This window comes from Fodinibius salinus, assembly GCF_008124865.1.
In the GTDB taxonomy this organism is placed as follows: domain Bacteria; phylum Bacteroidota; class Rhodothermia; order Balneolales; family Balneolaceae; genus Fodinibius; species Fodinibius salinus.
In genome coordinates, this window is record NZ_VNHY01000003.1 from 40,231 (window position 1) to 64,398 (window position 24,168).

Annotated in this window: 22 protein-coding genes; 12 read left to right on the plus strand and 10 right to left on the minus strand. The window is 41.4% G+C overall.

Features of this window, described 5'->3' with window-relative positions; all coding sequences use genetic code 11:
• The first annotated feature begins 203 nt into the window (after nucleotides 1–203).
• The 4 genes from LX73_RS09330 (at nucleotide 204) to hflC (ending at nucleotide 3,776) form a co-directional block, all read left to right on the plus strand.
• On the plus strand, nucleotides 204–812 hold the full coding sequence (locus LX73_RS09330) for a superoxide dismutase (RefSeq protein ID WP_148899236.1): 609 nt from the start codon (nucleotides 204–206) through the stop codon (nucleotides 810–812).
• A gap of 130 nt (nucleotides 813–942) precedes the next feature.
• Nucleotides 943–1,389 (plus strand): BrxA/BrxB family bacilliredoxin, encoded by a 447-nt coding sequence (locus LX73_RS09335; RefSeq protein WP_148899237.1) that lies wholly within the window; start codon nucleotides 943–945, stop codon nucleotides 1,387–1,389.
• A 419-nt stretch (nucleotides 1,390–1,808) separates the two neighbouring features.
• On the plus strand, nucleotides 1,809–2,822 hold the full coding sequence (gene hflK / locus LX73_RS09340; RefSeq protein WP_148899238.1) for an FtsH protease activity modulator HflK: 1,014 nt from the start codon (nucleotides 1,809–1,811) through the stop codon (nucleotides 2,820–2,822).
• A 6-nt stretch (nucleotides 2,823–2,828) separates the two neighbouring features.
• Nucleotides 2,829–3,776, plus strand: coding sequence for a protease modulator HflC (hflC, locus tag LX73_RS09345; RefSeq protein WP_148899239.1), 948 nt, complete (start codon nucleotides 2,829–2,831; stop codon nucleotides 3,774–3,776).
• 82 nt (nucleotides 3,777–3,858) lie between these two features.
• Here the strand turns inward: hflC and LX73_RS09350 are convergent, their stop codons facing one another.
• From LX73_RS09350 to LX73_RS09360, 3 genes are read right to left on the minus strand one after another with little or no spacing between them, the layout of a single operon-like run.
• On the minus strand, nucleotides 3,859–5,181 hold the full coding sequence (locus LX73_RS09350) for an ABC1 kinase family protein (protein ID WP_148899240.1): 1,323 nt from the start codon (nucleotides 5,179–5,181) through the stop codon (nucleotides 3,859–3,861).
• 3 nt (nucleotides 5,182–5,184) lie between these two features.
• On the minus strand, nucleotides 5,185–5,883 hold the full coding sequence (locus LX73_RS09355) for a hypothetical protein (RefSeq protein ID WP_148899241.1): 699 nt from the start codon (nucleotides 5,881–5,883) through the stop codon (nucleotides 5,185–5,187).
• A gap of 13 nt (nucleotides 5,884–5,896) precedes the next feature.
• The gene (locus LX73_RS09360) at nucleotides 5,897–6,334 is read right to left on the minus strand and encodes a LexA family protein (protein ID WP_148899242.1); all 438 of its coding nucleotides are present in this window, start codon (nucleotides 6,332–6,334) and stop codon (nucleotides 5,897–5,899) included.
• A gap of 111 nt (nucleotides 6,335–6,445) precedes the next feature.
• Between LX73_RS09360 and LX73_RS09365 the strand changes: the two genes are divergently transcribed.
• Entirely contained in the window at nucleotides 6,446–6,892 is a 447-nt protein-coding gene (locus LX73_RS09365) for a sterol desaturase family protein (RefSeq protein WP_148899243.1), read from the plus strand.
• 125 nt (nucleotides 6,893–7,017) lie between these two features.
• Here the strand turns inward: LX73_RS09365 and LX73_RS09370 are convergent, their stop codons facing one another.
• Nucleotides 7,018–7,596 carry a DinB family protein gene (locus LX73_RS09370; RefSeq protein ID WP_148899244.1) on the minus strand — a complete coding sequence of 193 codons (579 nt, stop codon included), beginning with the start codon at nucleotides 7,594–7,596 and terminating at the stop codon, nucleotides 7,018–7,020.
• A gap of 10 nt (nucleotides 7,597–7,606) precedes the next feature.
• Entirely contained in the window at nucleotides 7,607–8,722 is a 1,116-nt protein-coding gene (locus LX73_RS09375) for a glycoside hydrolase family 3 N-terminal domain-containing protein (RefSeq protein WP_148899245.1), read from the minus strand.
• A 284-nt stretch (nucleotides 8,723–9,006) separates the two neighbouring features.
• On the opposite strand from LX73_RS09375, the gene LX73_RS09380 reads away from it, so the two are divergent.
• On the plus strand, nucleotides 9,007–9,747 hold the full coding sequence (locus tag LX73_RS09380; protein ID WP_148899246.1) for a tetratricopeptide repeat protein: 741 nt from the start codon (nucleotides 9,007–9,009) through the stop codon (nucleotides 9,745–9,747).
• 37 nt (nucleotides 9,748–9,784) lie between these two features.
• On the opposite strand, the gene LX73_RS09385 is transcribed toward LX73_RS09380, so the two are convergent.
• The 3 genes from LX73_RS09385 to LX73_RS09395 form a co-directional block, all read right to left on the minus strand.
• On the minus strand, nucleotides 9,785–13,018 hold the full coding sequence (locus LX73_RS09385) for a CHAT domain-containing protein (protein WP_148899247.1): 3,234 nt from the start codon (nucleotides 13,016–13,018) through the stop codon (nucleotides 9,785–9,787).
• Between the two features lie 196 nt (nucleotides 13,019–13,214).
• A complete protein-coding gene (locus LX73_RS09390; protein ID WP_148899248.1) occupies nucleotides 13,215–13,406 on the minus strand; it encodes a hypothetical protein in 192 nt (63 codons plus the stop codon).
• Nucleotides 13,407–13,459: 53 nt separating this feature from the next.
• Entirely contained in the window at nucleotides 13,460–13,651 is a 192-nt protein-coding gene (locus LX73_RS09395; RefSeq protein ID WP_148899249.1) for a hypothetical protein, read from the minus strand.
• 409 nt (nucleotides 13,652–14,060) lie between these two features.
• On the opposite strand from LX73_RS09395, the gene LX73_RS09400 reads away from it, so the two are divergent.
• The gene (locus LX73_RS09400; protein ID WP_148899250.1) at nucleotides 14,061–14,627 is read left to right on the plus strand and encodes an RNA polymerase sigma factor; all 567 of its coding nucleotides are present in this window, start codon (nucleotides 14,061–14,063) and stop codon (nucleotides 14,625–14,627) included.
• Nucleotides 14,628–14,967: 340 nt separating this feature from the next.
• Entirely contained in the window at nucleotides 14,968–16,866 is a 1,899-nt protein-coding gene (acs, locus tag LX73_RS09405; RefSeq protein ID WP_148899251.1) for an acetate--CoA ligase, read from the plus strand.
• A 165-nt stretch (nucleotides 16,867–17,031) separates the two neighbouring features.
• Here acs and LX73_RS09410 read toward each other — a convergent pair whose 3' ends face one another.
• Both LX73_RS09410 and LX73_RS09415 read right to left on the minus strand, forming a co-directional pair.
• The gene (locus LX73_RS09410; protein WP_148899252.1) at nucleotides 17,032–17,400 is read right to left on the minus strand and encodes a hypothetical protein; all 369 of its coding nucleotides are present in this window, start codon (nucleotides 17,398–17,400) and stop codon (nucleotides 17,032–17,034) included.
• A gap of 158 nt (nucleotides 17,401–17,558) precedes the next feature.
• Nucleotides 17,559–18,773 (minus strand): alanine dehydrogenase, encoded by a 1,215-nt coding sequence (locus tag LX73_RS09415; RefSeq protein ID WP_148899253.1) that lies wholly within the window; start codon nucleotides 18,771–18,773, stop codon nucleotides 17,559–17,561.
• A gap of 187 nt (nucleotides 18,774–18,960) precedes the next feature.
• On the opposite strand from LX73_RS09415, the gene rsmA reads away from it, so the two are divergent.
• The 4 genes from rsmA (at nucleotide 18,961) to LX73_RS09435 (ending at nucleotide 24,073) form a co-directional block, all read left to right on the plus strand.
• Entirely contained in the window at nucleotides 18,961–19,731 is a 771-nt protein-coding gene (gene rsmA / locus LX73_RS09420) for a 16S rRNA (adenine(1518)-N(6)/adenine(1519)-N(6))-dimethyltransferase RsmA (RefSeq protein ID WP_148899254.1), read from the plus strand.
• Between the two features lie 259 nt (nucleotides 19,732–19,990).
• A complete protein-coding gene (locus tag LX73_RS09425; RefSeq protein ID WP_148899490.1) occupies nucleotides 19,991–20,284 on the plus strand; it encodes a co-chaperone GroES in 294 nt (97 codons plus the stop codon).
• A 54-nt stretch (nucleotides 20,285–20,338) separates the two neighbouring features.
• Nucleotides 20,339–22,027: a chaperonin GroEL gene (gene groL / locus LX73_RS09430; RefSeq protein WP_148899255.1), complete on the plus strand. Its 1,689-nt coding sequence runs from the start codon at nucleotides 20,339–20,341 to the stop codon at nucleotides 22,025–22,027.
• Between the two features lie 234 nt (nucleotides 22,028–22,261).
• Complete coding sequence (locus tag LX73_RS09435; protein WP_148899256.1) at nucleotides 22,262–24,073, plus strand: sodium:solute symporter family transporter; 1,812 nt, start codon at nucleotides 22,262–22,264, stop codon at nucleotides 24,071–24,073.
• Nucleotides 24,074–24,168 lie beyond the last annotated feature (95 nt).

Here is a 24,168-nt window from a genome sequence, read left to right on the forward strand (position 1 = left end):
GTATAACAAAATAGAATAATTTTAGGATCATTTCTCTGCCATAATGAGGAATATTGAAATAAAAATATGAAACGATTTATCTCATAATTTTGATTTAAAATATATCTTATATACAGTAACTTATACTTGAGATACCAAGAATAGTTGCCAGAATTATTCATACATTATTATTAACTATTTCAAATTTCAAAAATTGATTAATCATGGCTTACGAATTACCTGATCTACCTTATGCTTACGATGCGCTGGAACCCCATATTGATGAGCGTACGATGAAGATTCATCATACCAAACATCATCAGGGATATACCGACAAGGTAAATGCCGCACTTGAGGGACACGAGTTTGCTGATCTCCCTATTGAGAATGTGCTGCAGCGAATTACTGAAGTTCCTGAAGGAAAGCGACAGGCTGTAATCAACAATGGCGGTGGTTATGCTAATCACAAACTATTTTGGACAATTCTTTCGCCCAACGGTGGTGGAACTCCAACAGGAGATATTGCCGGAGCCATTGATGAAGAATTTGGCAGTTTCGATTCTTTTAAAGGAACATTTAATGACGCCGCTACTGGACAGTTTGGTTCAGGATGGGGCTGGCTCTGCGTTAAGAATGATGGGAGCCTCGAAGTGCTTTCCACCGCTAACCAAAATAGTCCTTATATGAATGGGTTGACGCCTATTTTGGGTGTTGATGTTTGGGAGCACGCTTATTACTTGAATTATCAAAATGAACGTGGCAGTTATGTAGATAATTTCTGGAATCTGGTCAATTGGGATCAGGTGAATGAATATTATGCGGATGCCACCTAAACTTTGTATGTTAATTGAGTATAGAAAAGCACTTCATGTAAAAATGAAGTGCTTTTCTTCTTCAAACCTTTATAATTGAATGTTATATTTTACTATTTAATAACAAGCAAAATTAAAAACAATATTTCTTATGCAATTTGGATTAGGTGCAGGTCCTGATGTTTCCTGGATGCGGGAAGAGCTGACTGAGCTGGGAATTGAAGAATTAAAAACGGTCGATGACGTAGATCGTGCAATGGATGAATATGATGAAGGCACGATGCTGATGGTTATTAACTCAGTTTGTGGATGTGCAGCTGGTAATGCGCGTCCGGGTGTTAAGCTGGCTCTTGATGATGCCGAAAACCAACCAGATCACATGGTGACAGTTTTTGCCGGACAGGATAAAGAAGCTACAGCTCGTGCACGCGAATATTTTAGCGAATACCCACCTTCCTCACCGGCCTTTGCTTATTTCAAAGATGGCGAAATTGAGGCTATGATTCCGCGCCATCGCATTGAGGGTCGAACTAAAGATGATATTGCAGAAGACCTAAAGATGGTATTTAAAGCTTTTAACGGCGAAGAGGAAGAGTAAGCGTACTTTCTGATGAGCAGGTTATATCAACCTGCCTGCGCTGAACTAATTTGAAGATAGCGTAGTTGTCAAAGAGTACTGATTTCCGTAATCATAGCTACTTTGATATGGTGGGAACAGTTTAGATAGGCATTGGTTTATTTAAACCGAATTTTGTTTTCTTATTTTATAGCCGGTGATCGTAGCTGTTCATCGGCTATTTTTCAGGGATTCGGGATAACCTGAAGGATAGGTGTTTAGGTTGCATCCTAAAATAGATTTTTAAAATTATCTAATCGTCAAAATGCAACAAGCTATTACCCGTCTCGTATACTCTTTTCGAATATGAGTATAAACTGTTAATTGGCTTGTAATATCAGTATCATTCGCTTCGAAATTCAACGAACAAAACCATCTTTTTTCATTAAGGAATAAACAAAATGGCTGACAATAATTTTTCCGATATGGATATACCGCCGCAACTTAAAAAGCTGAGCAAGAACATTCGCTATATTGTTCTTGCAGTTGTAGTGTTGGTGCTGGCGTTTTCTTCTTTTTTTACTGTTAATCCAGAAGAAGTGGGTGTAATAACACGATTTGGAGAATTTACCCGTACGGCACAACCCGGCTTAAATTTTAAACTGCCATTTTTAGAAGGTGTACAGCTTGTGCCCGTAGAAAGACAGCTTAAGCATGAATTTGGTTATCGTACCGTTAGTGCAGGCGTTAATACTAGCTATGCCAAGAAACCATATACAAACGAGTCTTTGATGTTAACTGGTGATCTAAACTTGGCAGATGTGGAATGGGTAGTGCAATACCGGGTGCAAGATCCCTATAACTTTTTGTTTAAGATTCGTGAGCCGGAGCAAACATTACGCGATGTATCAGAAGCAGCCATGCGCCAGATTGTAGGTGATAGAACGGTAAATGAGGTTCTTACCGTGGGACGTGCTGAAGTAGCTGCTAAGGCGAAGGAGCTTATCCAGAAGCTTTGTGATGAGTATGAATCGGGGTTACGTATTGAGCAGATTGTCTTGCAGGATATCAATCCGCCTGATCCCGTAAAGCCGGCTTTTAATGCTGTAAATGAAGCCCAACAGAAAAAAGAAACGCTGATAAATCAGGCAAAATCAGAATACAACAAGGTAATCCCCAAAGCTCGTGGCCAAGCAGAAGAGACGATCCAAAAGGCCAAAGGGTATGCAGTAAATCGGACTAACAGAGCCGAGGGTGAGGCCTCACGCTTTAATCAGCTTTATCGCGAATATAGAAAAGCACCCGAAGTAACCAAGCGGCGGCTTTATCTTGAAACTATTGAAAAAATTCTACCCCAAATCGGTAATAAGATTGTGACCGACCAGAATGGGAATAATGTACTTCCGCTGTTGCAAATGCAGATGGATGGGGTAAAACTTAATCAGCCAAATTCAAAAGCTAACGGAGAGAATTAAATAGCTATGAAGAATATTAAAAGTATTTCGATTATTATTGTTCTGGGTGCTTTCATTCTTGTGGGCCTGGATGGAATGTATATTATAGATGAAACAGAGCAGGTTATTATCACACAGTTTGGTGATCCGGTAGGCGGAGCAGTCACTGAGCCCGGGTTGAAGTTTAAAATCCCATTTGTACAAAAAGCTCATTATTTTGATGAACGATACCTGGAATGGGACGGTGATCGTAACCAAGTACCTACACGCGACAAAAAGTTTATTTTTGTGGATACCTATGCCCGCTGGGAAATTACCAATCCACTGCAGTTCTTTAAGCGTCTTCGCGATGAGCGAGGTGCTCAGTCTCGGCTGGATGATATCCTGGACGGAGAGACACGAAATGCGATCGCCTCACGCGATCTGGTAGAAGTAGTGCGTTCGACCAATCGTGATCCAAAATCAACTGCAACAGTTATTGATGTGGTGCAAGATTCACTGGCTGATATTGCTGTAGGTCGTGACTCCATTCAAACTAAAATACAGCAGCTTGCTAATAAACGAGCCGAAGAGCTTGGTATTAACATTCTCGATTTTCGCTTTAAGCGTATTAATTACGTTGAAGATGTACGCAAAACGGTATATGACCGCATGATTAGTGAACGTAACCGCATTGCTGATAAGTTCCGATCAGAGGGACAGGGTGAAGCGGCGCGCATTAACGGTGAAAAAGAGCGCGAGCTAAACTCCATACAGTCAAACGCATTCCGTCGGGCCGAAGAAATTCGCGGTGAAGCGGATGCACGGGCAACAGCCATTTATGCGAATGCTTACGACCAGTCTGCTGAGGCACGCAAGCTATATGACTTTACCCGAACTATGGAATCGTATAACAAAGCATTTGATAAACAAACTTCGATTATTCTTTCCACCAACAGCGATTTCTATAAGTTCTTGAATGACATTCAGGAATAAATAATCAATAAAGGCTGCTTCAATAGGCATTTTTGCTTATTGGAGCAGCCTTGAGAATTATTGAAGAGATTACCAGTTTCTGTCAGGCTTCATCCTGCATGTTGTCTAACACTGTTTGCGTAATCACCTTACTGCGCTTGGTATCGATTGTAGCCTTTAGTTTCATGAGGATGCTGTAAAGTCCAATGTGTACCTTAGTGCTGTAGATAAAGTTTTTGTCGCCGCGTGGCTCGTTCATCATCGGCATTTTCTTGGCATAATGGTTGATTCGCTTTTTGAATTCAGGGTCACTGAAATCAAATTGATCCCCCATATACGGCTGGGCATATGTGTCTCCGTAGCCTTTACAGAATTGAAAGAATTTTTCTTCTTTTTCGGGATTCGGCGGATTTTCTTTGATAATATCCAGCCGCTTATATAAATCGCGAATTTGTTGTTCATCTTGCTCAAGGTGAGTGGGTAACAGCTGCATATAATTTTGGGTAAATTCTTCAGAGAATTTCTTAACGCATCCAAAATCAACAACGCCCAGCTTACCGTCATTGCGAAAAAAGAAGTTGCCCGGATGGGTATCGGCATGGATAAAATTGCGTTGTTCTACCTGATCGTGGAAGAAATCCCAGAGCAATTGTCCAAAGTAATTGCGTTCTTCTTGGCTGGGGTCGGTAGCGAGGTACTCTTTAAGATGATGCCCCTCAACAAAGGACATTGTAAGTACTTTTTGGGAAGATAACTCTTCGATGTATTTTGGTGTAGCAACCTCCTTACCGTCAAATCGATCATGAAAATAGTTAAGGTACTGCGCCTCTTGTTGGTAGTCGGTTTCTTCTATCAGCGTTGATTCAACCTCATCAAAATATTCGTCGAGGTTTGCACCGCCGTTTACAAGGCGTCTCATCAACGTTTTAGCCATCGTCATATCTGAGGATATAGTGTTTCGCACATTGGGATATTGAATTTTAACAGCCACTTTTTGCCCATTTTTTAACCGCGCTTGATGTACCTGTCCGATAGATGCTGCAGCGAAAGCTTCAGAGTTAAATTCAGCGAATAATCTTTCTGGATAATCCCCAAGCTCCCGCTTAATGATTGATCGGGCCAGTGCCTTGTTAATAGGTGGTACGCTGTATTGAGCTTCGGTCATCACTTCTGCAAACTCTTCGGGTAGCATACCCTCATCCATACTCAGTGATTGTGCTATTTTCAGTGCGGTACCTCGGAGTTTAGAAAACTCGTTGAATACCTGTCGAGCATTGTTGGTATGAAACTGTTGACCTTCTTCGGTCTCTTTGTTGCCTACGGATTTTTTGAGATACCGTTTAGCATAGTTGGTACCTACTTTAAGTCCCGTTTTAGCAAATATTTTGCCGCGCTCAAGTTTAGAAGATGGAAAATCGTTACCCATGGCTTATCGAATTTCAATTTTTGAACAAATCTGTTTAAGAAATGGAATATTTTGGAAAAAGGATTCCCTGTTAGCGTTAAAAAATTTGAGTAGGTCTGCCCCCTTATCCAAGACGGTGTTATAAAATAGCTCTTGCAAGAAAGCAGTTAATTTATCGGTAAGCTGCATTGTCAACTCACGGTTATCGCTGTCATCGTGCAGCCAAAAGCGAACTAACTCTAAAAATTGCCGTCGTAAAAAACTATAGGAACAGTCGTTTAATGCCACTGATGAACTGATAGATAGTTGCGAATCGTTCTCCAAGAATTGTTTAAGCAAACGTTCTACCTCACGTTCAAAATCCGTTTTGGTACAGCTGTTGACGATTAGCTTATCAAAGGTATCTTCTACAAACTCTTCTTGCTCTGCCAGCATATCGAAGAGCGTGAAGGCAAAATTCGAAAATTTTTCGCTAAGCGTGTATGAATTAAACCCTTCAATCTCACTTACCATCGATTCATAACGGATGATCAGTGATGCATAATAAAAGCGCAGAATGGAAACTTTATTTGGGAAATAGTTGAAGATCTCGGCCGGATCCATCTCCAGTGCAGCCGCAACATCTCTGATATAAAATTGCCCATTACCTTGCGAATACAGATGGGCAGCTGCTTCGGCAATATTATATTTAGTTTTAAATGTTTCCGGATCAAATGATGCCATGAGTTTTTACTTTTTAGCTGTGTTCGTGAATGCTATGAGAAACGACACCCCATATTTTAAAATCGAGTGCTTCAGTAATTTCTGTTTGCTCTTTAAGATCTTTCCCTTTGGCTAAATACGTTGTTCCATTTGTTTTGATCAATTTTCGCACAACTATTTCGCCCTCCAGTATGGCCGTAATCAAACAGTTGGCCGTTGGTTTAAGGGAACGGTCTATCACGAGAATATCCTTTGAATAAATGCCAATATCGTTCAATCCGTTTCCTTTTACCCGCATAAAAAATGTGGCAGCCGGATGCCTGATAATATAATCATCCAGCGAAAGACGCCGTTCATAGTGGTCTTGAGCCGGAGAGGGGAATCCGGTTTCTCTTCGAAAGCGATTGGGATCATTTTCATTGTTCCGATCGATGTTGCCTGAATAAATATCGGTTATGCTAAAATTTTCCATCGCATTATGTTTTGCTGAATTCTGTAATTTAAACAATCTTTAGTGGTGATTAAGTCCCTGATTAGGGGGAACAATACGGAATGTATCTAAAACCACTGAAACCATACTGTCATGGATGTATTAATTTTTTCGGGATTTGTGCTGCTCGGTTTTGCCGGAATGGAAATAGTCTCGTATTTAGTGCATCGGTTTTTGTTTCATGGACTACTATGGAAAATCCATCGTTCGCACCACGAGTCGCATCACGGTTGGTTTGAGCCCAATGATTTGTTTTCAATCTTTTTTGGGGGTGTATCCATTCTGCTTATATATATGGGAATTGAGACCCCTGTCGAATCAGTGAGTTTTGCTATAGGTATGGGCATTGCCGTTTATGGCATACTCTACTTTGTAATCCACGATCTTTTTGCACATAAGCGATTTATGCCTTTTAAAAGTGACAGCAAGATTATGCGCCTCATTCGCCACGCCCATCAGCGACATCACCAGTCTGTTGATAAAGAAGGGCAAGAACCATACGGCTTATTCCTGTTCCCCTATGATAAATACAAGAAGTAGCTTATTGGATGTCATTATGGCGAGTAAGCTCTAATTAGCCTTGGAAGGAGGGTTATAAGTCCCCTTAATGTGATAGAGCAATAAATTTTTTAAAAAAAGAATAAACAATTGAACCTGTAAACGCTTTAATTACTCGCTTTTTGCAATGCCTCCAACGTTTGTTTAGCCTGCCAATGATGCCTCCGTTGGTGTATGTCAATGACAGCAAAACATTCCGAAAGGGTCATTGAGAGGAATGAAAAAACCGGATGGGCTACGCGTGTTGCGTTTAGATGTAAGTTATTTTTTTCTGCTTTGTTAAGCTGAGTAATAAACCGATTTTGCAGTTCAAGGTATTCGTCAAGCAGTTTTTGCTGGTTATAATTGGAAACAGGATCAGGTTCCATCGGTTTCAAGGTAGGAATCTTGATTTTATAGGGAGGGGCAAAGAACGAAAGAACCTGTTGGACGATCCAGCGTGGTTTGAAGGGACGTTGTAAATTATCGGTTGTAGCAGTGGCGTTAGCAATACCGGCTGACAAATTATAAAGATACAAATTCCCAAACTGTATCAGATGGTTGTAGCATTCAGCTGCGCTCCATTTGCCTTTGGCAGGCGGCTGCAAGAATAAGTCCTCATCTACTGATAAAATAAATGATTTGGCACTCCGCTGGGCTTCCTCGAACTGCTGGACATACCATTTATAACTGTATTGTTTGGTCATAAGTCCTTATTTATTGAATCTTGTTTTTCAGCTTCATGATGCGTTGGTACGATTTGTCAATTCGCTTTTCAGAGATTACCCCCTCATCAATGAGTTGTTTAATAATACGGTGGGCTTTGGGGACGATTTCAGGATCATAAATGGAATTATTGCTAAAAACAAGCATATCAACGCCGGCTTGCAGCGTTTGTTTGATTGTTGTCTTAAGGCCGTATTCTTTGCGGATAGCGCCCATCATCAGATCATCGGAGATTACCACCTTATTAAAGCCGAGACTATCCCGAAGAACGCCACTGACGGTTGGTTTAGATAGCGTAGCCGGATAAGAAGAATCAATTTGAGCATTAAAAATATGAGCAGTCATTACGGCATCCACGAGATTTGAATCAATAAGCTGCCGGTAGGGGATAAGTTCTTTGTCGGACCAGGTATCGCTGACATCTACCACCCCCAAGTGAGAATCTTTTTTAGAACTGCCGTGGCCGGGAAAATGCTTTAAGGCTGTTAAAATATCGTAGTTGTGCATAGTGTTAATAAAGATACGCGCATGTTTTGTGACAATATCCGGATTTTTTGAAAAGCTGCGCTCTAAATTTCCTATCACAGGATTCTGGGGATTTGTGTTGAGATCAACAACCGGTGCAAAATTCATGTTTATATCCATATCAGATAGCGTTAGGGCAATTTGACGAGCATAGTGACGAGTACTGTCAGCATTATCAATGTCCCCGAGGTATTGGGCCGATACCGTTTTGGGGAATCCATACTTTTGTTTTAGACGCACCACCTTGCCGCCTTCTTGATCTATACTGACCAGCAGTGGACGATCAGCCAACTTTTTTACATTCCCGACCAGGGATTTCAATTGTTCGGGGGATGTAATATTTCGAACCGAGGTGTCAGCAGGAACATCATAATCAAAAAGTACAACACCGCCTAAATGATATTGTTTGATATCGCGCACAATGTGATTTGTATCGGCAATAGCTGTGCCTCGAAAACCGGCCGTGATCATTTGGCCGACCTTAACATCCAGCGACACCTTTGAGGCATCGGGTTGGTTGCAAGAAATGAGAGTTATAAACATAAATAAGGCGGTAATAAAGCGAATGATATAGGTAAACATTACAGATTGTTAATTGAAGATTAGTGGTGCCAATTTCGGGAACCAGTACATAAATTAAAAAATGTTAATTTATAAAAGTATTGCTTTAAAGCCTGTAAATGTCACATATTGGGTTAATTGTACAATAACCTAAAGTTTTTTTGTAACAAATGGCCTGTGAGATCATCCTGTAAATAGAAAGAGGAATAGTTGTTGGCAAGATTCTTATTTAAGTTGCGGTATCAACGAAGGCTTAAATATCTTGTCTGATTGACCAATGATAGTAAATAAAAAAATGCACCATAATGTTTGAGAGACCAAATAATAATGATATAGAGGACAAAATCCACCGTTATGTAGATGGTCAACTTTCACCGGAAGAGACAGAACAGCTTTGGGCTGAATTAGTTAGAGATGGTGAAAAGCTCGATTATTTGAAGACTGTTGCAAATGTAAAAGGTATATCTCAGAAAAGCACCAAACAAAAAGCAAATGTTACCCGAATGTACTGGTATTCAGCAGTTGCAGCTGCTGTAGCTCTACTGATTGGCGTATTGGCGTATATGAATTTCTACACTTCTACAGGTACGGAGACTGTGCAGCCGGTAGAAGTTGTTGAATTAGATTATTATCGTTCGGATGGGGGCAGTATGTCTGGCCAAAAAGCAGAAGATAATGTAATACAACGTGCAATTCGTCTTGCTAATACCGGTAATGTTAGTAAAGCGATTGATTTGCTCCAAGAGGCCTTGCAATCAGCATCGAAGCCACAATGGATTGCAAAATTAAGTTTAAATTTAGGATCATTACATTACAACCAGGGTAACTATAAGAAATCAGTACAGTTTTACAATCGGGTCTTAGACCAGAAGTCTAACATAGATGTACTAATACTTGAAAAAACATATTGGTACATTGGTAATGCCTATTTCCATTTGGATCAGTTGGGGAATGCCCGTGCGAATATACAGAAAGCCTATGAGCTGAATGGAGCTTACCGTCGTGTATCCAAAAGCTATTTAGAGGCTCTTTCTACTGCAGAATAACAGGTGAAAGTGATTTTTATCGTTTCTCCTACCTTCCTTAAGCAGCTTTTTGTGCGTCATTCCTGCCAATAATGCCCTGATCTTTAAGAAAGGAAAGCCCCGTTGTGATGATAAAAAAGAACAAAAACACACTGGCAACTGCTATATTGGTATCTCTATTGGGTTTTACAATGGGATCGTCATTGCCGATTAGCATATATACGCCCCAAAAATGAGGGCTTGCGTTTTTTGTTTCCAGAAAGTGAATTTTGGTATCTCTGAGTGCTTCGGTTTTTGACATACCTTTATTTAGCTGCTTGTAAAAGTAGGTAGCGAAATCAGAAGCGAGCATATCATTTACTGACCAAAGGTTAAGCACCAGTGTATTTGCTCCGGCATATCGTAGTGCTCTGCTCATACCCATAATACCTGATCCCTGGATGTAAGAACCTGAACCTGATTCGCAGGAGTTAAGCATGATCATTTTGTTGCTAAGGTTGAGCTCAAATAGTTCATAGGCAAATACCTGGCTGTTAAATGTACTGTCTGTACGTTGCCCATTATTCATGTAGATGGCAGAAAACATGGGATCCCGCTCCGAAACTGTGCTATGTGTTGCCATGTGTAGAATATCAGCTTTGGGAGCTGTACGAATAAAGTCTTCTTTTGTAGCGTTTTGATTTATAACTGTTTTGGTATTTTTGAGATGGGTTAATGAGTTTTTTAAAGCAATTACTTCCTCTTCAGCATAGGGTAGGGGCACAAGCGATTGGTTATTGTAATTGTTAAAATTTGAAATTCCATACCCTACAAAATCAAAGTTGTGTTTCTTTCCCATTTTCTGCTTTCGCCGGTTAAAGAAATTACTTAGCGAAGTTAAGTAGCGCGTTCTGAATTGTTCGATAGCATAGGTTGTTTGCCCGTAGCTGTAACTTTTATCCGGCTTAGAAATCGGCAGAATGTCAACAGGTAACTGGTATAAATATCGGTCGGGAATAATGGTGAGCTGTTTCAAATGCGTTGGGAGCTTGTCAATACCCAGTAGTTTGGTAATAGTATATAGTGAGTCTAGGTTTGTTTTATTTGAAGCCACCTGGTGCACGGCATCCGATAATTTATTTCTTAGTGTTGAATCCAGTGGAACCGTGGTAATGCGGATATCCGACCGGGAAATATTGGCGATGTAATATTGCTCATTAAGTTCCGTAATATGCAACACCTGCTCCCTGGCCGAGAGTTTTTTCTGGACATCACCAACAGAAAATGATTGGTCTTCGGTTACATTGGTAAGCTTATTGTCGAGGTTGCTTTTTTCTATTTTGAGCTTATTTATCCTCTGCCGGATTTGAAGCTGTTCCTCTTGCCTTGCCGTCAATAGTTTTTTCCGTGTAGCATCTAATTGGTTAACAAGCCGTTGATACCGGGTGAGTTCCGATTCATTAAGTACACTGGATTTTACCAATGGGTTTTGATACAGTGAAGCGTCATTAATTGTTTTTAACTGGTCAAGTTTTTTAACGGCTTTGCCGTATTCTTCCATTTGTTTATGGATATTCACTGCTAACTCAAAAGCATCCAGGTATTCATCTTCTACGTGCCAAAACCCCGATTTTAGATCGGCGCTGCTCCTGGCTCGTTCCAGGATTTGCTTTAACGCCGGATTCAGTATTTGTAATGCCTGTTGGAAATTTCCTTTCTGATGCAGGTAGTCCGCTTCAACTGTTTGGGCTTTGATTATCTGGTGAAAATCGAGCTGGTCCATATTAAAAGACTGGAATTCTGTTATGAGCTGCCCCGCAGATGTCAGATTGCCCATTTTTAAATTAACTACTGTCTTATTTATAAGAGCATCTACGTAATTTACACCCTTTTTGTCTGATGTAAGACTGATGATTTGATCATGTATATCAATCGCCTGCCTCAGTTTTCCTTGTTGTTCAAATGTTAGACCCTTTTCGTTTAATAAGTCGATAAACAGAGCAGCGTTATTACTGGGGTCCAATTTTTTTTCAGCTTTCTTGAAGTATGCTAGTGCTTGTTCATAGTTTGATCCAAATTTTTTGTAGAATGAACCTATTGATACATAAATAGTTCCGAGATCGGTGTTATTTTTTTTCTCCCGGGCCAATTTTAAGGCTTCATTGATATATGTTAGGGCATTTTTCTTGTCACTGGATTTTCTATAGTAGATAAATAAATTATTATAGATTTCAATTTGGTGATCATAATTGTTGTTTTCTTTCGCGGTATTCAACGCCTGGTTTTGAAGCTGCAAGTATTTATTATATTGTCCGGACTTGTAGTAGGTGAGCGCCAGGTTGTTATAGGTAATGGCCCGGGGTAAGGCAATATTGGCTTCGTTTGCCTGAGCTATAATGCGCTCAAAAAGTGGTTGGGCTTCCAATACTTTCCCAATATCGTAGAGATAGGTGGCCTGATTCATTTTGAGACTCAAAATCACTGATTGGCTACCGTATATTTTTGCCAATGGAATAGCAAGCTTTCGGACAATATTTAACCCTTTGTCATAATGCCCCAGCCGGTACATAGAATAGTCCAGGTATTTAAATAATCGTAATTTAAGGGGCGAGTTTGGAAATAATTGATCCCCAATCATAAAGTTATAGAGGGAGAGGATATCGGAATATTGGTCCGTTATATATAACGCCCGAAAACGGCTGAGTTTGCCAAGTGTATTATCTAGTGTGTTATCAGATGAAAACTGAGAACGCCAGCTTTGAGTAATATTTTGCAGATAGTCATCGGAAAAATAGGTTGAATAATTTTTGTCGTAGAGAATGAAAAAATGCGGCAACAGAAAAGTCTCATCCGTCAACATATCATTTGTTATTTCTGTTTGCTGGATGATTGTCTCACAAAGCTTCTTATACCTTATACTGGGAGATTCAGGAAAAGTAAACCGTGAAACAAAATTGCGGTATATCTTTTTCTTTTGATTTTTGTTTTCCACCGAGAGTAATAGTGCGATAAGAAGATCAGCGGATCCGGTTTGAAACACGCTTTTTTGAAGCTGATCAGGAAAAGAGCCTTCAAATTGTTGAAATGATTTTAAGTCACTGGAACGCTGCCTGGTTTTTTTCTCGATAAATGATTGTAGTGCTTCATTTTTACTACCCAGCAGTGTTAGGGCCCAGGTATTTTCCGCCACATTGGTTTCTTCTTCTATTTGGTTGATATAGTGTATAGCCTGCGATTTCGTTTGTTCGGCAATACCTGTACTGTCCGAAGCAGAAAATACCTGAAGAAAGCCCAGAAAAAATGCTAATAACATAAGTTAGGGAAATTTATACAATCACTTTTACACAGTAAATCTACTGTAGCCGTGATAGTAAACCAAAAAGAAAAGGAGGGAGTTGGAAATCCCTCCTTGCAGTCAATAATGCTAACCGGAGCTTAATATTGAATTACGCTATCAGAGCTTTGCCCCTCTTACTGTCAGTAAAAATCGAGAGTGCCGGTGGAGATATTTATTCAGGCTTGTCACGCATGGTATTCATGTCAGAATCCGTACCAAAATCTACATTATCTGACAGCTCATCATTAACCTGCTCGGTGTCAGCTTGTTGTTCTGTTTGGGGTGCGGTCAGTGAAGAAGCACAACCGACAGTAAGAGTTACGATAAAAATGAGGGCGAAAAGTTTTTTGATAAGAGATTTCATAATTGATTGTTGGTTTTGTTTGTAATTATGTAAGAGAGTGCCGGTGGAGATATTTATTCAGGCTTGTCACGCATGGTATTCATGTCAGAATCCGTACCAAAATCTACATTGTCTGACAGGTCATCATTAACCTGCTCGGTGTCAGCTTGTTGTTCTGCTTGAGGTGCCGTCAGTGAAGAAGCACAACCGACGGTGAGAGTTACGATAAAAATGAGGGCGAAAAGTTTTTTGATAAGAGATTTCATAATTGATTGTTGGTTTTGTTCGTATTTATGTAAGTAAAATTGTTTACGGGTATTTCGTGCTTAACCATATAAAAGTATATACCCCTTCTTAATTACAGGATTAATGAACAGGGCATTTGTTACAAAAAAATCGCATTTTGCAATCTGGGATGCCCGAAAATTATGTTGTAACATTTTTCACCGTTAGTGTAATTAAGGGATAAATCCGTGCCTGTAGCGGTATATCGGATGTTATGGCCACAAGTTTTTATATCATATTCAGTATAAAGTTTATTTATATAATTGAAAATAATGTCCGATTAATGCTGATATTTGATTGATAATTCTATAGTTATATATTTCATCAAGCAGTTGAATAGTACGATTTGGCATAATAATATTGGTTTCATCTTAAGTTTATTCATTTACTTTGGCTACCTCTCGAAGTGATTATTCCGAACTGATAGAAGCGATCAAGCAGAATAAGCATGATCGTACGAACGAACTGCTTCAAGATATTACCAGTCGCTTACGGGACTATTTACAGGTGGTAATGAGTGCTGATAAAGTAACTGCTGATGAGGTTACGCAGCGAGCTTTGCTTGAGGTTTATGAACGTATTGAAGCCGATAAAATTCAGGATAGCCGATCGATATATAGTTATTTGCTGAGAACAACCCGCAATGAATTTTTACAGTTTAAACGAGAGCAGGGATTTCTGAATACTCCATTGGATGAAGCTGAAGATCATTTTGTTGATCCGGCTGAACAGTTTCAGAATCTGTTGGACGAAGAACGCCAGCAGATTTTGGAAATTTGCATGGATGAGCTTAAGGAGCGATCCAGAAAATTAATAGATTATTTTTTTGATAATCCCGATACCACTACCAAAGAAGCCAGCGAAGAATTTGGTATTTCCGGGGCTAATGTCCGCACCAGAAAATCGCGTATTTTAAGTCGACTTCATGAGTGCTATAAACGAAAAAGACAGCAGTAGGTTATAGACCTACTAGTCCAAAAACATCAAAAAATAGCCCAGGTAGAGATTGTAGATGATTACTGGCTTTTAGCTGTCTCGAAACCATTAAAAAAGATGAGACCCGCAATGTGACAGGTACAGTTCATAATCCTCAGGATTGTTTTTTATTTGTCATTACCGCTATATATGATTTAGGATTGTATTACTTAAACTGGTTTGCTACAGTTATCGTGATTGTTGCTAATTGTATCCTCTATTATCATAGCAAAGTTAATTTCACACTTGATTCTCGGCTCAGATTAGTTAACATACTTCATCTGTATGAAACGGAAATCCCGAATATAAAGACGACGGTAATATGCAATCCGATATAACATCTTTCGACGAGTATAAAAAAGTACATCAGCAAAGTATTACGGACAAGGAAGCGTACTGGGAGCAAAAAGCAGAAACTTTTGATTGGCACCGTAAGTGGGATAAGGTGCATAGCGGAAGCTTTGAAGACGGTAACGTTAAATGGTTTGAGGGGGGCAAGCTGAATATTACCGAAAATTGTCTCGATCGTCATCTGGATGAGCACGGAGACAAGGTTGCTTTCCATTTTGAAGCGAATGATCCCGATGAGGGACCGCGCAATTTAACTTACAGCGAGCTTCACGAAGAAGTATGTAAATTTGCCAATGTTTTGGAATCAAAAGGAGTAGGCAAGGGCGACCGGGTAGCAATTTATATGGCTATGACGCCTGAAATTGCCATTGCCACGCTGGCCTGTGCACGTATCGGGGCCGTGCATTCCATTGTATTTGCGGGATTTTCGGCGCAGTCGCTGGCTGATCGTATTCAGGATTGTGATGCAGAAATGCTTATTACAAATGATGGATTGGAGCGTGGAACCAAGTTGGTACCTCTGAAAGAAATTTCCGATAAGGCTCTGCAAAGCTGTCCAATGGTCAACGACGTAATTGTTTGCCAGCGTGTGGGTAACGACATTGATTGGGAAGAAGGCCGCGATGAGTGGTGGCACGATCTGATGGCTAATGCTTCTGCCGACCATGAAGCGGAAGTGATGGAGGCTGAAGATCCGTTGTTTATTCTCTATACCTCGGGCTCAACCGGTAAGCCGAAGGGGCAGGTTCACACCTGCGGCGGCTATATGACATACGTGAGCTCTACGCTCAAAAATGTGTTTCAGGTTGGACAGGATGATGTGTATTGGTGTACTGCGGATGCGGGGTGGATTACGGGACACTCTTATATTATTTATGGGCCGCTACTCAATGGACTCACGGGTATTATTTTTGAAAGTACGCCCATGCATCCTAACCCTGGTCGTCTGTGGCAAGTGTGCGAAAAATATGAGGTAACTCACTTTTATACTTCTCCCACAGCTATTCGGGCTCTTATGAAAGAGGACATTAGCTATGTTAGAGATTGTGATCTTAGCTCACTTGAGGTGCTTGGTACCGTTGGGGAGCCTATTAATGAAGAAGCTTGGCACTGGTATGACGAGGAAATTGGTAATGGAAATTGTCCTATTGTAGACACGTGGTGGCAAACCGAAACTGGTGGTATGATGATTTCCCCGATGGCAGGTATTACACCGACCAAACCAGGCTATGCTACACTACCACTGCCCGGCATTGAACCTGCGCTGATGGACGAGGACGGGAATGAGATTGAAGGAAATGATGTGCAGGGAAACTTGGTCATCAAACAGCCTTGGCCGGGTATGACGCGCGGTGTTTGGGGCAATCACGAGCGGTATATGAATACCTACTTTAATAAGTATCCGGGATATTATTTTACTGGTGACGGTTGCCGCAGAGATGAGGATGGTTACTATCGCATTACTGGACGTGTAGATGATGTGCTTAACGTTTCGGGTCACCGATTGGGAACGGCCGAAATTGAGAATGCTATTGACGAACACAATAAGGTAGTTGAGGCTGCTATTGTCGGCTATCCGCATGATGTGAAGGGGGAAGGTGTTTTCGCTTTTATGACATGCAATTCGGAAATTGCTGATCCGGAAGCATTCAAGAAAGAGATTGATGACTTGGTAGCAAAGATTATCAGTCCCATTGCCAAACCCGATAAAATTCAAATCGTGCAAGGCTTGCCAAAGACCCGATCTGGGAAAATTATGCGCCGAATTTTACGCAAAATTGCAGCTGGAGAAACTGACGATCTCGGCGATACGTCAACATTAGTTGATCCCTCTGTGGTCGACGACATTATAGACGGCCAGGCATATTAAGTAATAGCAATATAAATTAGTTGCAGAGGGTTGGGAGGTAATCACAGAGCTACGCATCGGGATCTACAGGGATACCGAAAAGCACAATGCTCATTTTTACCTTCCGAGTATCTCTGCGATTCTCTTGCTATGGTTACTCCCGATTTTGATTTCTCTGCAGTGAAATTAAATGAGCAACAGGGATCCCATCAGAAAAAGTAGAAAGCTGATGACTAATAACACCAGACGAAATCGTGTGCGTATCATGATCGGGTGAAAGAGCAGGCCGTAGGTCAACGGGTGTTCGCTAAGCCACTGATAGTAATGGTGTCGGTGTGCTTCGCCGACGGCCATGGTTACATATCCGTGGAGAATCGTTATCATAAAGGGCACAGAAAAGAAAATAGCTCCCAGATAGGCTATGGATTGTTCGATACCGCTATAGTTCGCTAAATAAAGATACGGCCACGAGAAAAGAACAAAGAAGGGAACGCTTAGTAGCCAGTTGATGATACAGATGCGCTGAAAATTTTTAGGATGTAATTCTTTGTTCATTTCAGTAGGCAATTAACAAGCCATAATTTTAATATGGAATTCTAGATTAAAAAGTAAAATTCGCTAATTAGTGCAGGTATTATTTGTTAGCCATATCTAAGTTCGTTTTATCTATTTAAAATATAGTTGTTTCCGATTTGCTGCCTACTGCTAACTGTTTAAATTCGGCTGGCAATAAGCATTTCAATCTCACGAAAAGAGATGTCGAAAATTTTAGAAAGTGATTTTTTAGTCAGGTGATTTTTGTATACGTAAGTACCGTTGCGTAAAGCAGTGTTACTCCACAGACTTTTTTTAATACCTCCGGCATCACCGATTGCGAGAAGGTAAGGCACAATAACATTATTAAGGGCATAGGTAGCTGTACGTGCAACGTTCGAAGGGATATTGGGGACGCAGTAGTGAATAATATCGTGTTCTTTAAAAACAGGGTTTGAATGGGTTGTAGGTTTACTTGTAGAAATACATCCACCCTGATCGATAACTGTGTCAACGATTACACTGCCCGCTTTCATATTAGCCACCATTTCTTCAGTCACCAGACATGGTGCTCGTTCTCCTTCTTCCATAGAGGCGCCAATAAGTACATCTGCATGATTTAAGGCCGTAGATAAATATTGATAACTGGCTGTTGCAGTAGTGATGCGTCGGTCCAGGGCATTTTCGAGATGTCGAAGGCGGGCCAGGTCGTTATCCAACACAAATACTTGTGCTCCGTATCCGAGAGCGGTACGAGCGGCATATTCGGCTGTAATTTCGCCACCAAGGATGAGAACTGTTGCTGGTGGAATACCTGAAATGCCTCCCAGCATGATGCCCTGTCCGCCGTCTGCTATTTCAAGGTAGTGAGCTCCAATCTGCACCGCCATTGATCCCGTAATTTCATGCATCATCCGTACGAGGGGAAATTCTTGGTTTTCATCCTTAATAAATTCAAAACCAATGGCTGTAATGTTTTTATTTATCAGGGTTTGGATAAATTCTTCTGTGGTATCCCCAAGATGCACTGCAGAAATAAGGGTCTGCTGGTCATCAAGCATTTCCAGTTCTTCTGTTGTTGGGGGCGCAACCTTAAGGATGATATCAGATTTGTTATATACCTCATCTATGCTGTAAGCCAAGTCAGCTCCGGCATCAGCATATTCGTTATCACTAAAATTCGCTTCTTTGCCAGCCTCTTGTTCAATAAAAACCTCATGGTCGTTAGCCGTAAGCACGGACACGCCGTCAGGTGTCAGGCAAATACGTCGTTCATCGTCAGATACTTCTTTTGGCAGCCCAATCTTTAGTGATATATTAGAATTGGATTTCATGAGCCGCTTTTCCAGCGTCTGCATGCCAATCTTCTCGGTTTCAAAAGGATTAAAACCCATAGTATCGTTTTTTAAAGCATTATTTTAGAGTAAGGTAATTTACAGAACATCCGTAAGCAAAATACAATTAGCAATTAGGGTATTGATCAAAATCACTTTTCTCCTGAAAGTTCGAGGTCGGGACAGGATGACAGCCGAGCTTTGTAAGGCCTCTGAGTAATTCTAAATTCTATATTCTTAATTTTATATGAGACCCAAAAAAAGTTTAGGACAACATTTCTTAACGGATGAAAATATGATTCAAAAAATTGCTGATGCAGTGCAAGCCGGGGAAGGTGACCGCGTAATCGAAATTGGCCCCGGTACCGGCGCGCTTACAGCAGCTCTTATTGATCGGTATGAGGAGGTAATAGGCATAGAAATTGACGAAAGAGCTGTGGAAGTACTCGAGCACAAGTTTCCCAATCTCAAGGTTCATCAGGCAAATATTCTAGATGTGGACTGGGAGCAGTTTACGATGGGAAAACAGAAGACCCATGTAGTTGGTAACCTACCATATTATATTACCAGCCAGATTTTATTTTCGCTGCTGGCAAACCGGGCATTGTTCTCAGATGCACTACTGATGATGCAAAAAGAGGTCGCCGAGCGAATTGTAGCTGATATTCGGACCAAAGCTTATGGCATCCTGAGTGTACAAACGCGGCTGATGGCTACGCCCGAAATTTTATTTCCTGTCTCGCCTCATTGCTTTCGTCCGCAACCCAATGTAGAAAGTGCAATGCTAAAGCTAAATTTTAACAAGGGGAGGCTCAGTTGCACCGACGATCAGCTAAAAAAAGTAGTTCGTACTGCGTTTAATCAGCGTCGCAAAAAGTTAAGCAATGCGCTAAAACCAATTGTCTCAAAAGATCAACAACCTGACGGATTTGATTTTGACAAGCGGGCTGAAGCATGGCTACCATCCGAATATGAAAAGTTGACAGCACGGCTGGTTGAAGATGGCATTTTGACCTGAAATTTCGACTTTGAAAATTGAGCTGTTCGGATTGGGAGTAAAAAAGGACGGTTTTTAAAACTTTTTGGCCTCAAACCCACCTTTTTATCATAAATATGCAGATCTGGGAAAGTTTGGTACGGTACTTGCTCATTTATATATCTGATTAAGCGAGATGTGATCTCGACAAATAGAATTTTTGAAAGTATTACAGCATTTCGATGCTGCGATTTCAGAATTTAAACATTCAACTTTTAACTTAAATCTAGGAGTCATACTTATGGCTAAATCTAAGATCAAACCATTAAGCGATCGTGTTTTGGTTCAGCCAGAACCCGCTGATGATAAAACAGAATCTGGAATTATTATTCCCGATTCTGCGAAAGAAAAACCACAGGAAGGGACGGTTGTTTCTGCTGGACCAGGAAAGGTTGAGAACGGAAACAAAATTGACATGTCTGTTTCAGAAGGGGATACAGTACTCTATGGAAAATATTCCGGTACTGAAATTACACTGGATGGAGAAGAGTATTTGATTATGCGAGAATCTGATATTCTCGGAATCGTTTCCTAATGAAAGTTATTCAACATTTTTAAATATAAACTCAAAATTAATTAATAGAGAACTATGGCTGCAAAATTAGTTCATTATGATATGGAAGCGCGCGATGCTCTCAAGGAGGGCGTTGACAAGCTTGCGAATGCTGTCAAGGTAACCTTGGGTCCGCGCGGACGTAACGTAGTAATTGAAAAATCATTTGGAGCACCAACGGTAACAAAAGACGGTGTTACAGTAGCAAAAGAAATTGAGCTGTCCAATAAGCGAGAAAATATGGGCGCTCAGATGGTTAAAGAAGTTGCTTCCAAAACCAGCGATAATGCCGGTGACGGAACAACAACTGCTACTGTGCTTGCACAGTCCATCATCCAGACTGGGATGAAAAACGTAACAGCCGGTGCTAATCCTATGGAAGTGAAGCGAGGAATCGACACTGCTGTGAAAGCAATTGTTGGTGAGCTTCGTCAAATGAGTAATCCGGTTGGTGAGAGTCTTGATAGTATCAAACAAGTTGGTAGTATTTCTGCCAATGGTGATGAAGAGATTGGCCAAAACATTGCGGATGCGATGGAAAAGGTTGGCCAAGATGGTGTAATTACCGTTGAAGAAGCACGAGGTACTGAAACATATCTCGAAACGGTAGAAGGGATGCAGTTCGACCGCGGATATCTGTCTCCATATTTCGTAACTGATTCAGAGAATATGGTTGCAGAGATGGACGAACCTTATATCCTGATTTTTGACAGCAAGATCAGTAATATGAAAGATCTGCTGCCCATCCTTGAGAAAGTTATCCAAACCGGTCAGCCGCTGCTGATTATCGCGGAAGACATTGAAGGCGAAGCACTGGCTACATTGGTTGTTAACAAGCTTCGCGGATCACTGAAGATCGCTGCTGTTAAAGCACCCGGATTTGGTGACCGTCGTAAGCAGATGCTTGAAGACATCGCTATTCTTACTGATGGTACTGTCATTTCTGAAGAGCGTGGATATCAGCTTGAAAATGCTACGCTTGATTTCCTCGGTACCGCTGATCGTGTGAACATCACAAAAGATGATTCAACGATTGTAGGCGGCCAGGGTAAAGATGACGATATCCAAGCACGTGTAAATCAGATTAAGGGACAGATTGAGTCCAGTACTTCTGATTACGATCGTGAGAAACTGCAAGAGCGTCTGGCGAAACTCAGTGGTGGTGTTGCCGTTCTAAATATTGGTGCTGCTTCTGAAGTTGCTATGAAAGAAAAGAAAGCACGCGTTGAAGATGCACTGCACGCAACCCGGGCTGCCGTTGAAGAAGGTATTGTAGCCGGTGGTGGTGTTGCATTGCTCCGTGCACAAAATGCGCTTGATGATCTTGAAGCAGAAAATTCGGATCAGCAAGTTGGCTTTGATATTGTTCGCCGAGCACTTGAAGCGCCATTGCGAACTATTGCCAACAATGCCGGAGAAGAAGGATCTATTGTAGTACAAAAAGTACTCGAAGAAAGTGGATCCTTAGGTTACAACGCTCGTACTGAGGAGTATGAAGACCTAATCGATGCCGGTGTTATTGATCCTACAAAAGTAACGCGCACTGCTCTTGAAAACGCAGCTTCCGTTGCTGGCTTAATGCTGACAACTGAAGCCCTCATCTCTGACAAGCCTTCTGAAGGCGATGATGATGATGACGGTCCTGCTGGCGGCGGCGGAATGCCCGGCGGCGGTATGGGAGGCGGAATGCCCGGCGGAATGGGTGGAATGGGCGGCATGATGTAAATCATCCCCGATTCCATTTAGCATTCGCTAAATAAATTCAGGCCTCGTTCCGATTTTCGGGACGAGGCTTTTTTATTTTTTAAATATATTTTGATTAGAAAAAGTAATTTTATCGTCCTGACTCTGAGAAATATTCAAAATCGCATGAGGCAAAGAGTTTTAAAAAGCGATTGAGCATATCCCAAAAATTACGTTTGTTAGATATTCATCAGAAAATTCTAATAGCTAATAGTTATTGTGCTTGCTACTATTGACTGGGTAATTATTGCGGCCTATTTATTATTCTCGCTTATTATCGGGCTGTGGGTTGCCCGGCAGGCTGGCCAAAATTCAACACAATTTTTTGCAGCGGGCAAAAATATGCCATGGTGGTTGCTGGGTATTTCGATGGTAGCTACGACTTTTTCTACGGATACGCCCAACCTGGTAGCTAATATTGTACGTACCGATGGCGTATCGGGTAACTGGGTGTGGTGGGCTTTTTTACTCACAGGCATGCTCACTGTTTTTGTTTATGCTAATCTATGGAAGCGTTCGGGAGTGTTGACGGATGTGGAATTCTATGAACTGCGATACAGCGGCAAGATGGCGGCCTTTTTACGTGGGTTCAGATCAATCTATCTGGGCTTAGTTTTTAATGTAATTGTGATGGCAACAGTATCGCTGGCAGCCATTAAAATAAGCGGGGTACTAATGGGATTGTCACCTGTGGAAACTGTGGTCATTGGCGGGATCGTAACGGTCATCTACAGTACACTTGGGGGCTTGAGAGGGGTATTGCTTACTGATTTTTTCCAGTTTTTCTTGGCTATAGGTGGTAGCCTGATTGCCGCTTATGTGGCACTTAACCATCCTCAAGTAGGAGGGTTGGAAGGGCTGCTCACTCACGAAAATGTAGTGGGACAACTAAATATTCTACCCGATTTTTCTGATCCTGCACAAGCTTTGGGCATTTTTATTATTCCTTTGGCGGTACAATGGTGGAGCGTCTATTATCCCGGCTCGGAGCCGGGCGGTGGTGGGTACATTGCTCAGCGAATGTTTGCGGCCAAGGATGAAGAGAATTCTATTGCTGCAGTATTCTTTTTTAATGCAGCCCATTATGCTTTGCGCCCTTGGCCATGGATTATTGTGGGATTGTGCTCGCTTATTGTTTTTCCTGATATTGCCTCACTCAAAGAAGCATTCCCTAATGCATCGGGCGTAGCTGATCATGACATGGGGTATCCGGCTATGCTTACGTTTATACCTACGGGATGGTTGGGATTGGTGGTGGCATCACTTACAGCGGCATATATGTCCACTATTTCTACGCATCTTAACTGGGGGTCTTCATATTTGGTTAATGACTTTTACAAGCGATTCATTAGTCCCGATAGCTCGGAGAAAGAGCTGGTGATGGTGGGACGAATATCCACAGTTGTGCTGATGATTATTGCTGGAATATTTGCGCTTTTGCTACAAAATGCGCTCGAGAGTTTTCAGATTATCCTGCAGATTGGCGCGGGTACGGGGTTGCTGTTTATCCTTCGCTGGTTTTGGTGGCGTATCAATGCGGGAAGTGAAATTGCGGCTATGGTTATTTCTTTTGCAGTGGCTATGTATTTTCAGTTTGGGCATGTTCATACGGGTTTGCCTGCACTTACTGGTTGGCAGGAGCTGGTGGTTGGGGTTGTCGTTACCACTATTGGATGGGTAGCGGTTACTTTTATGACGCGTCCGACTGATAAGGAGACATTGATACATTTTTGTGAGGTGGCACGTCCCGGCGGACCGGGCTGGCAGAAGGTGATTAAAGATGCAGAATCTGAGAACAGAGATTTAGAACCGCTCAAAGATGAGGCTTGGCGGGTACCTCAGGGAATCCTATGTATGGTATTGGGATGTATTGCTATTTACGGTACCCTTTTTGCTACTGGCTATTGGATTTATGGTCGCTGGATATTAGCAAGTCTGATTACGGCAGTTGTAGTTGGTGCCAGTGGATTCTTATACAAAGCATGGCGAAAACTTATTGAGATACAGCCGGAAGAAGAATTATATTGAGAAAGCCATCCTGATTTCGAATTGATCCACCATCTCTCATGCTGAACTAAGGGTCTACGCTTAGTTCTTGTGTTTGTTTGATTTAACTATGGCTG

Bases quoted from the DNA above. Each gene is read 5' to 3' on its own strand.
- LX73_RS09350 (WP_148899240.1), bottom strand. From the start codon at position 5,181: ATGGGTAACGATTTTCCATCTTCTAAACTTGAGCGCGGCAAAATATTT.
- LX73_RS09330 (WP_148899236.1), top strand. From the start codon at position 204: ATGGCTTACGAATTACCTGATCTACCTTATGCTTACGATGCGCTGGAA.
- hflC (WP_148899239.1), top strand. From the start codon at position 2,829: ATGAAGAATATTAAAAGTATTTCGATTATTATTGTTCTGGGTGCTTTC.
- LX73_RS09425 (WP_148899490.1), top strand. From the start codon at position 19,991: ATGGCTAAATCTAAGATCAAACCATTAAGCGATCGTGTTTTGGTTCAG.
- LX73_RS09355 (WP_148899241.1), bottom strand. From the start codon at position 5,883: ATGGCATCATTTGATCCGGAAACATTTAAAACTAAATATAATATTGCC.
- LX73_RS09395 (WP_148899249.1), bottom strand. From the start codon at position 13,651: ATGAAATCTCTTATCAAAAAACTTTTCGCCCTCATTTTTATCGTAACT.
- groL (WP_148899255.1), top strand. From the start codon at position 20,339: ATGGCTGCAAAATTAGTTCATTATGATATGGAAGCGCGCGATGCTCTC.
- LX73_RS09385 (WP_148899247.1), bottom strand. From the start codon at position 13,018: ATGTTATTAGCATTTTTTCTGGGCTTTCTTCAGGTATTTTCTGCTTCG.
- LX73_RS09415 (WP_148899253.1), bottom strand. From the start codon at position 18,773: ATGGGTTTTAATCCTTTTGAAACCGAGAAGATTGGCATGCAGACGCTG.
- hflK (WP_148899238.1), top strand. From the start codon at position 1,809: ATGGCTGACAATAATTTTTCCGATATGGATATACCGCCGCAACTTAAA.
- LX73_RS09365 (WP_148899243.1), top strand. From the start codon at position 6,446: ATGGATGTATTAATTTTTTCGGGATTTGTGCTGCTCGGTTTTGCCGGA.
- rsmA (WP_148899254.1), top strand. From the start codon at position 18,961: ATGAGACCCAAAAAAAGTTTAGGACAACATTTCTTAACGGATGAAAAT.
- LX73_RS09375 (WP_148899245.1), bottom strand. From the start codon at position 8,722: ATGTTTACCTATATCATTCGCTTTATTACCGCCTTATTTATGTTTATA.
- LX73_RS09360 (WP_148899242.1), bottom strand. From the start codon at position 6,334: ATGGAAAATTTTAGCATAACCGATATTTATTCAGGCAACATCGATCGG.
- LX73_RS09380 (WP_148899246.1), top strand. From the start codon at position 9,007: ATGTTTGAGAGACCAAATAATAATGATATAGAGGACAAAATCCACCGT.
- acs (WP_148899251.1), top strand. From the start codon at position 14,968: ATGCAATCCGATATAACATCTTTCGACGAGTATAAAAAAGTACATCAG.
- LX73_RS09370 (WP_148899244.1), bottom strand. From the start codon at position 7,596: ATGACCAAACAATACAGTTATAAATGGTATGTCCAGCAGTTCGAGGAA.
- LX73_RS09390 (WP_148899248.1), bottom strand. From the start codon at position 13,406: ATGAAATCTCTTATCAAAAAACTTTTCGCCCTCATTTTTATCGTAACT.
- LX73_RS09410 (WP_148899252.1), bottom strand. From the start codon at position 17,400: ATGAACAAAGAATTACATCCTAAAAATTTTCAGCGCATCTGTATCATC.
- LX73_RS09335 (WP_148899237.1), top strand. From the start codon at position 943: ATGCAATTTGGATTAGGTGCAGGTCCTGATGTTTCCTGGATGCGGGAA.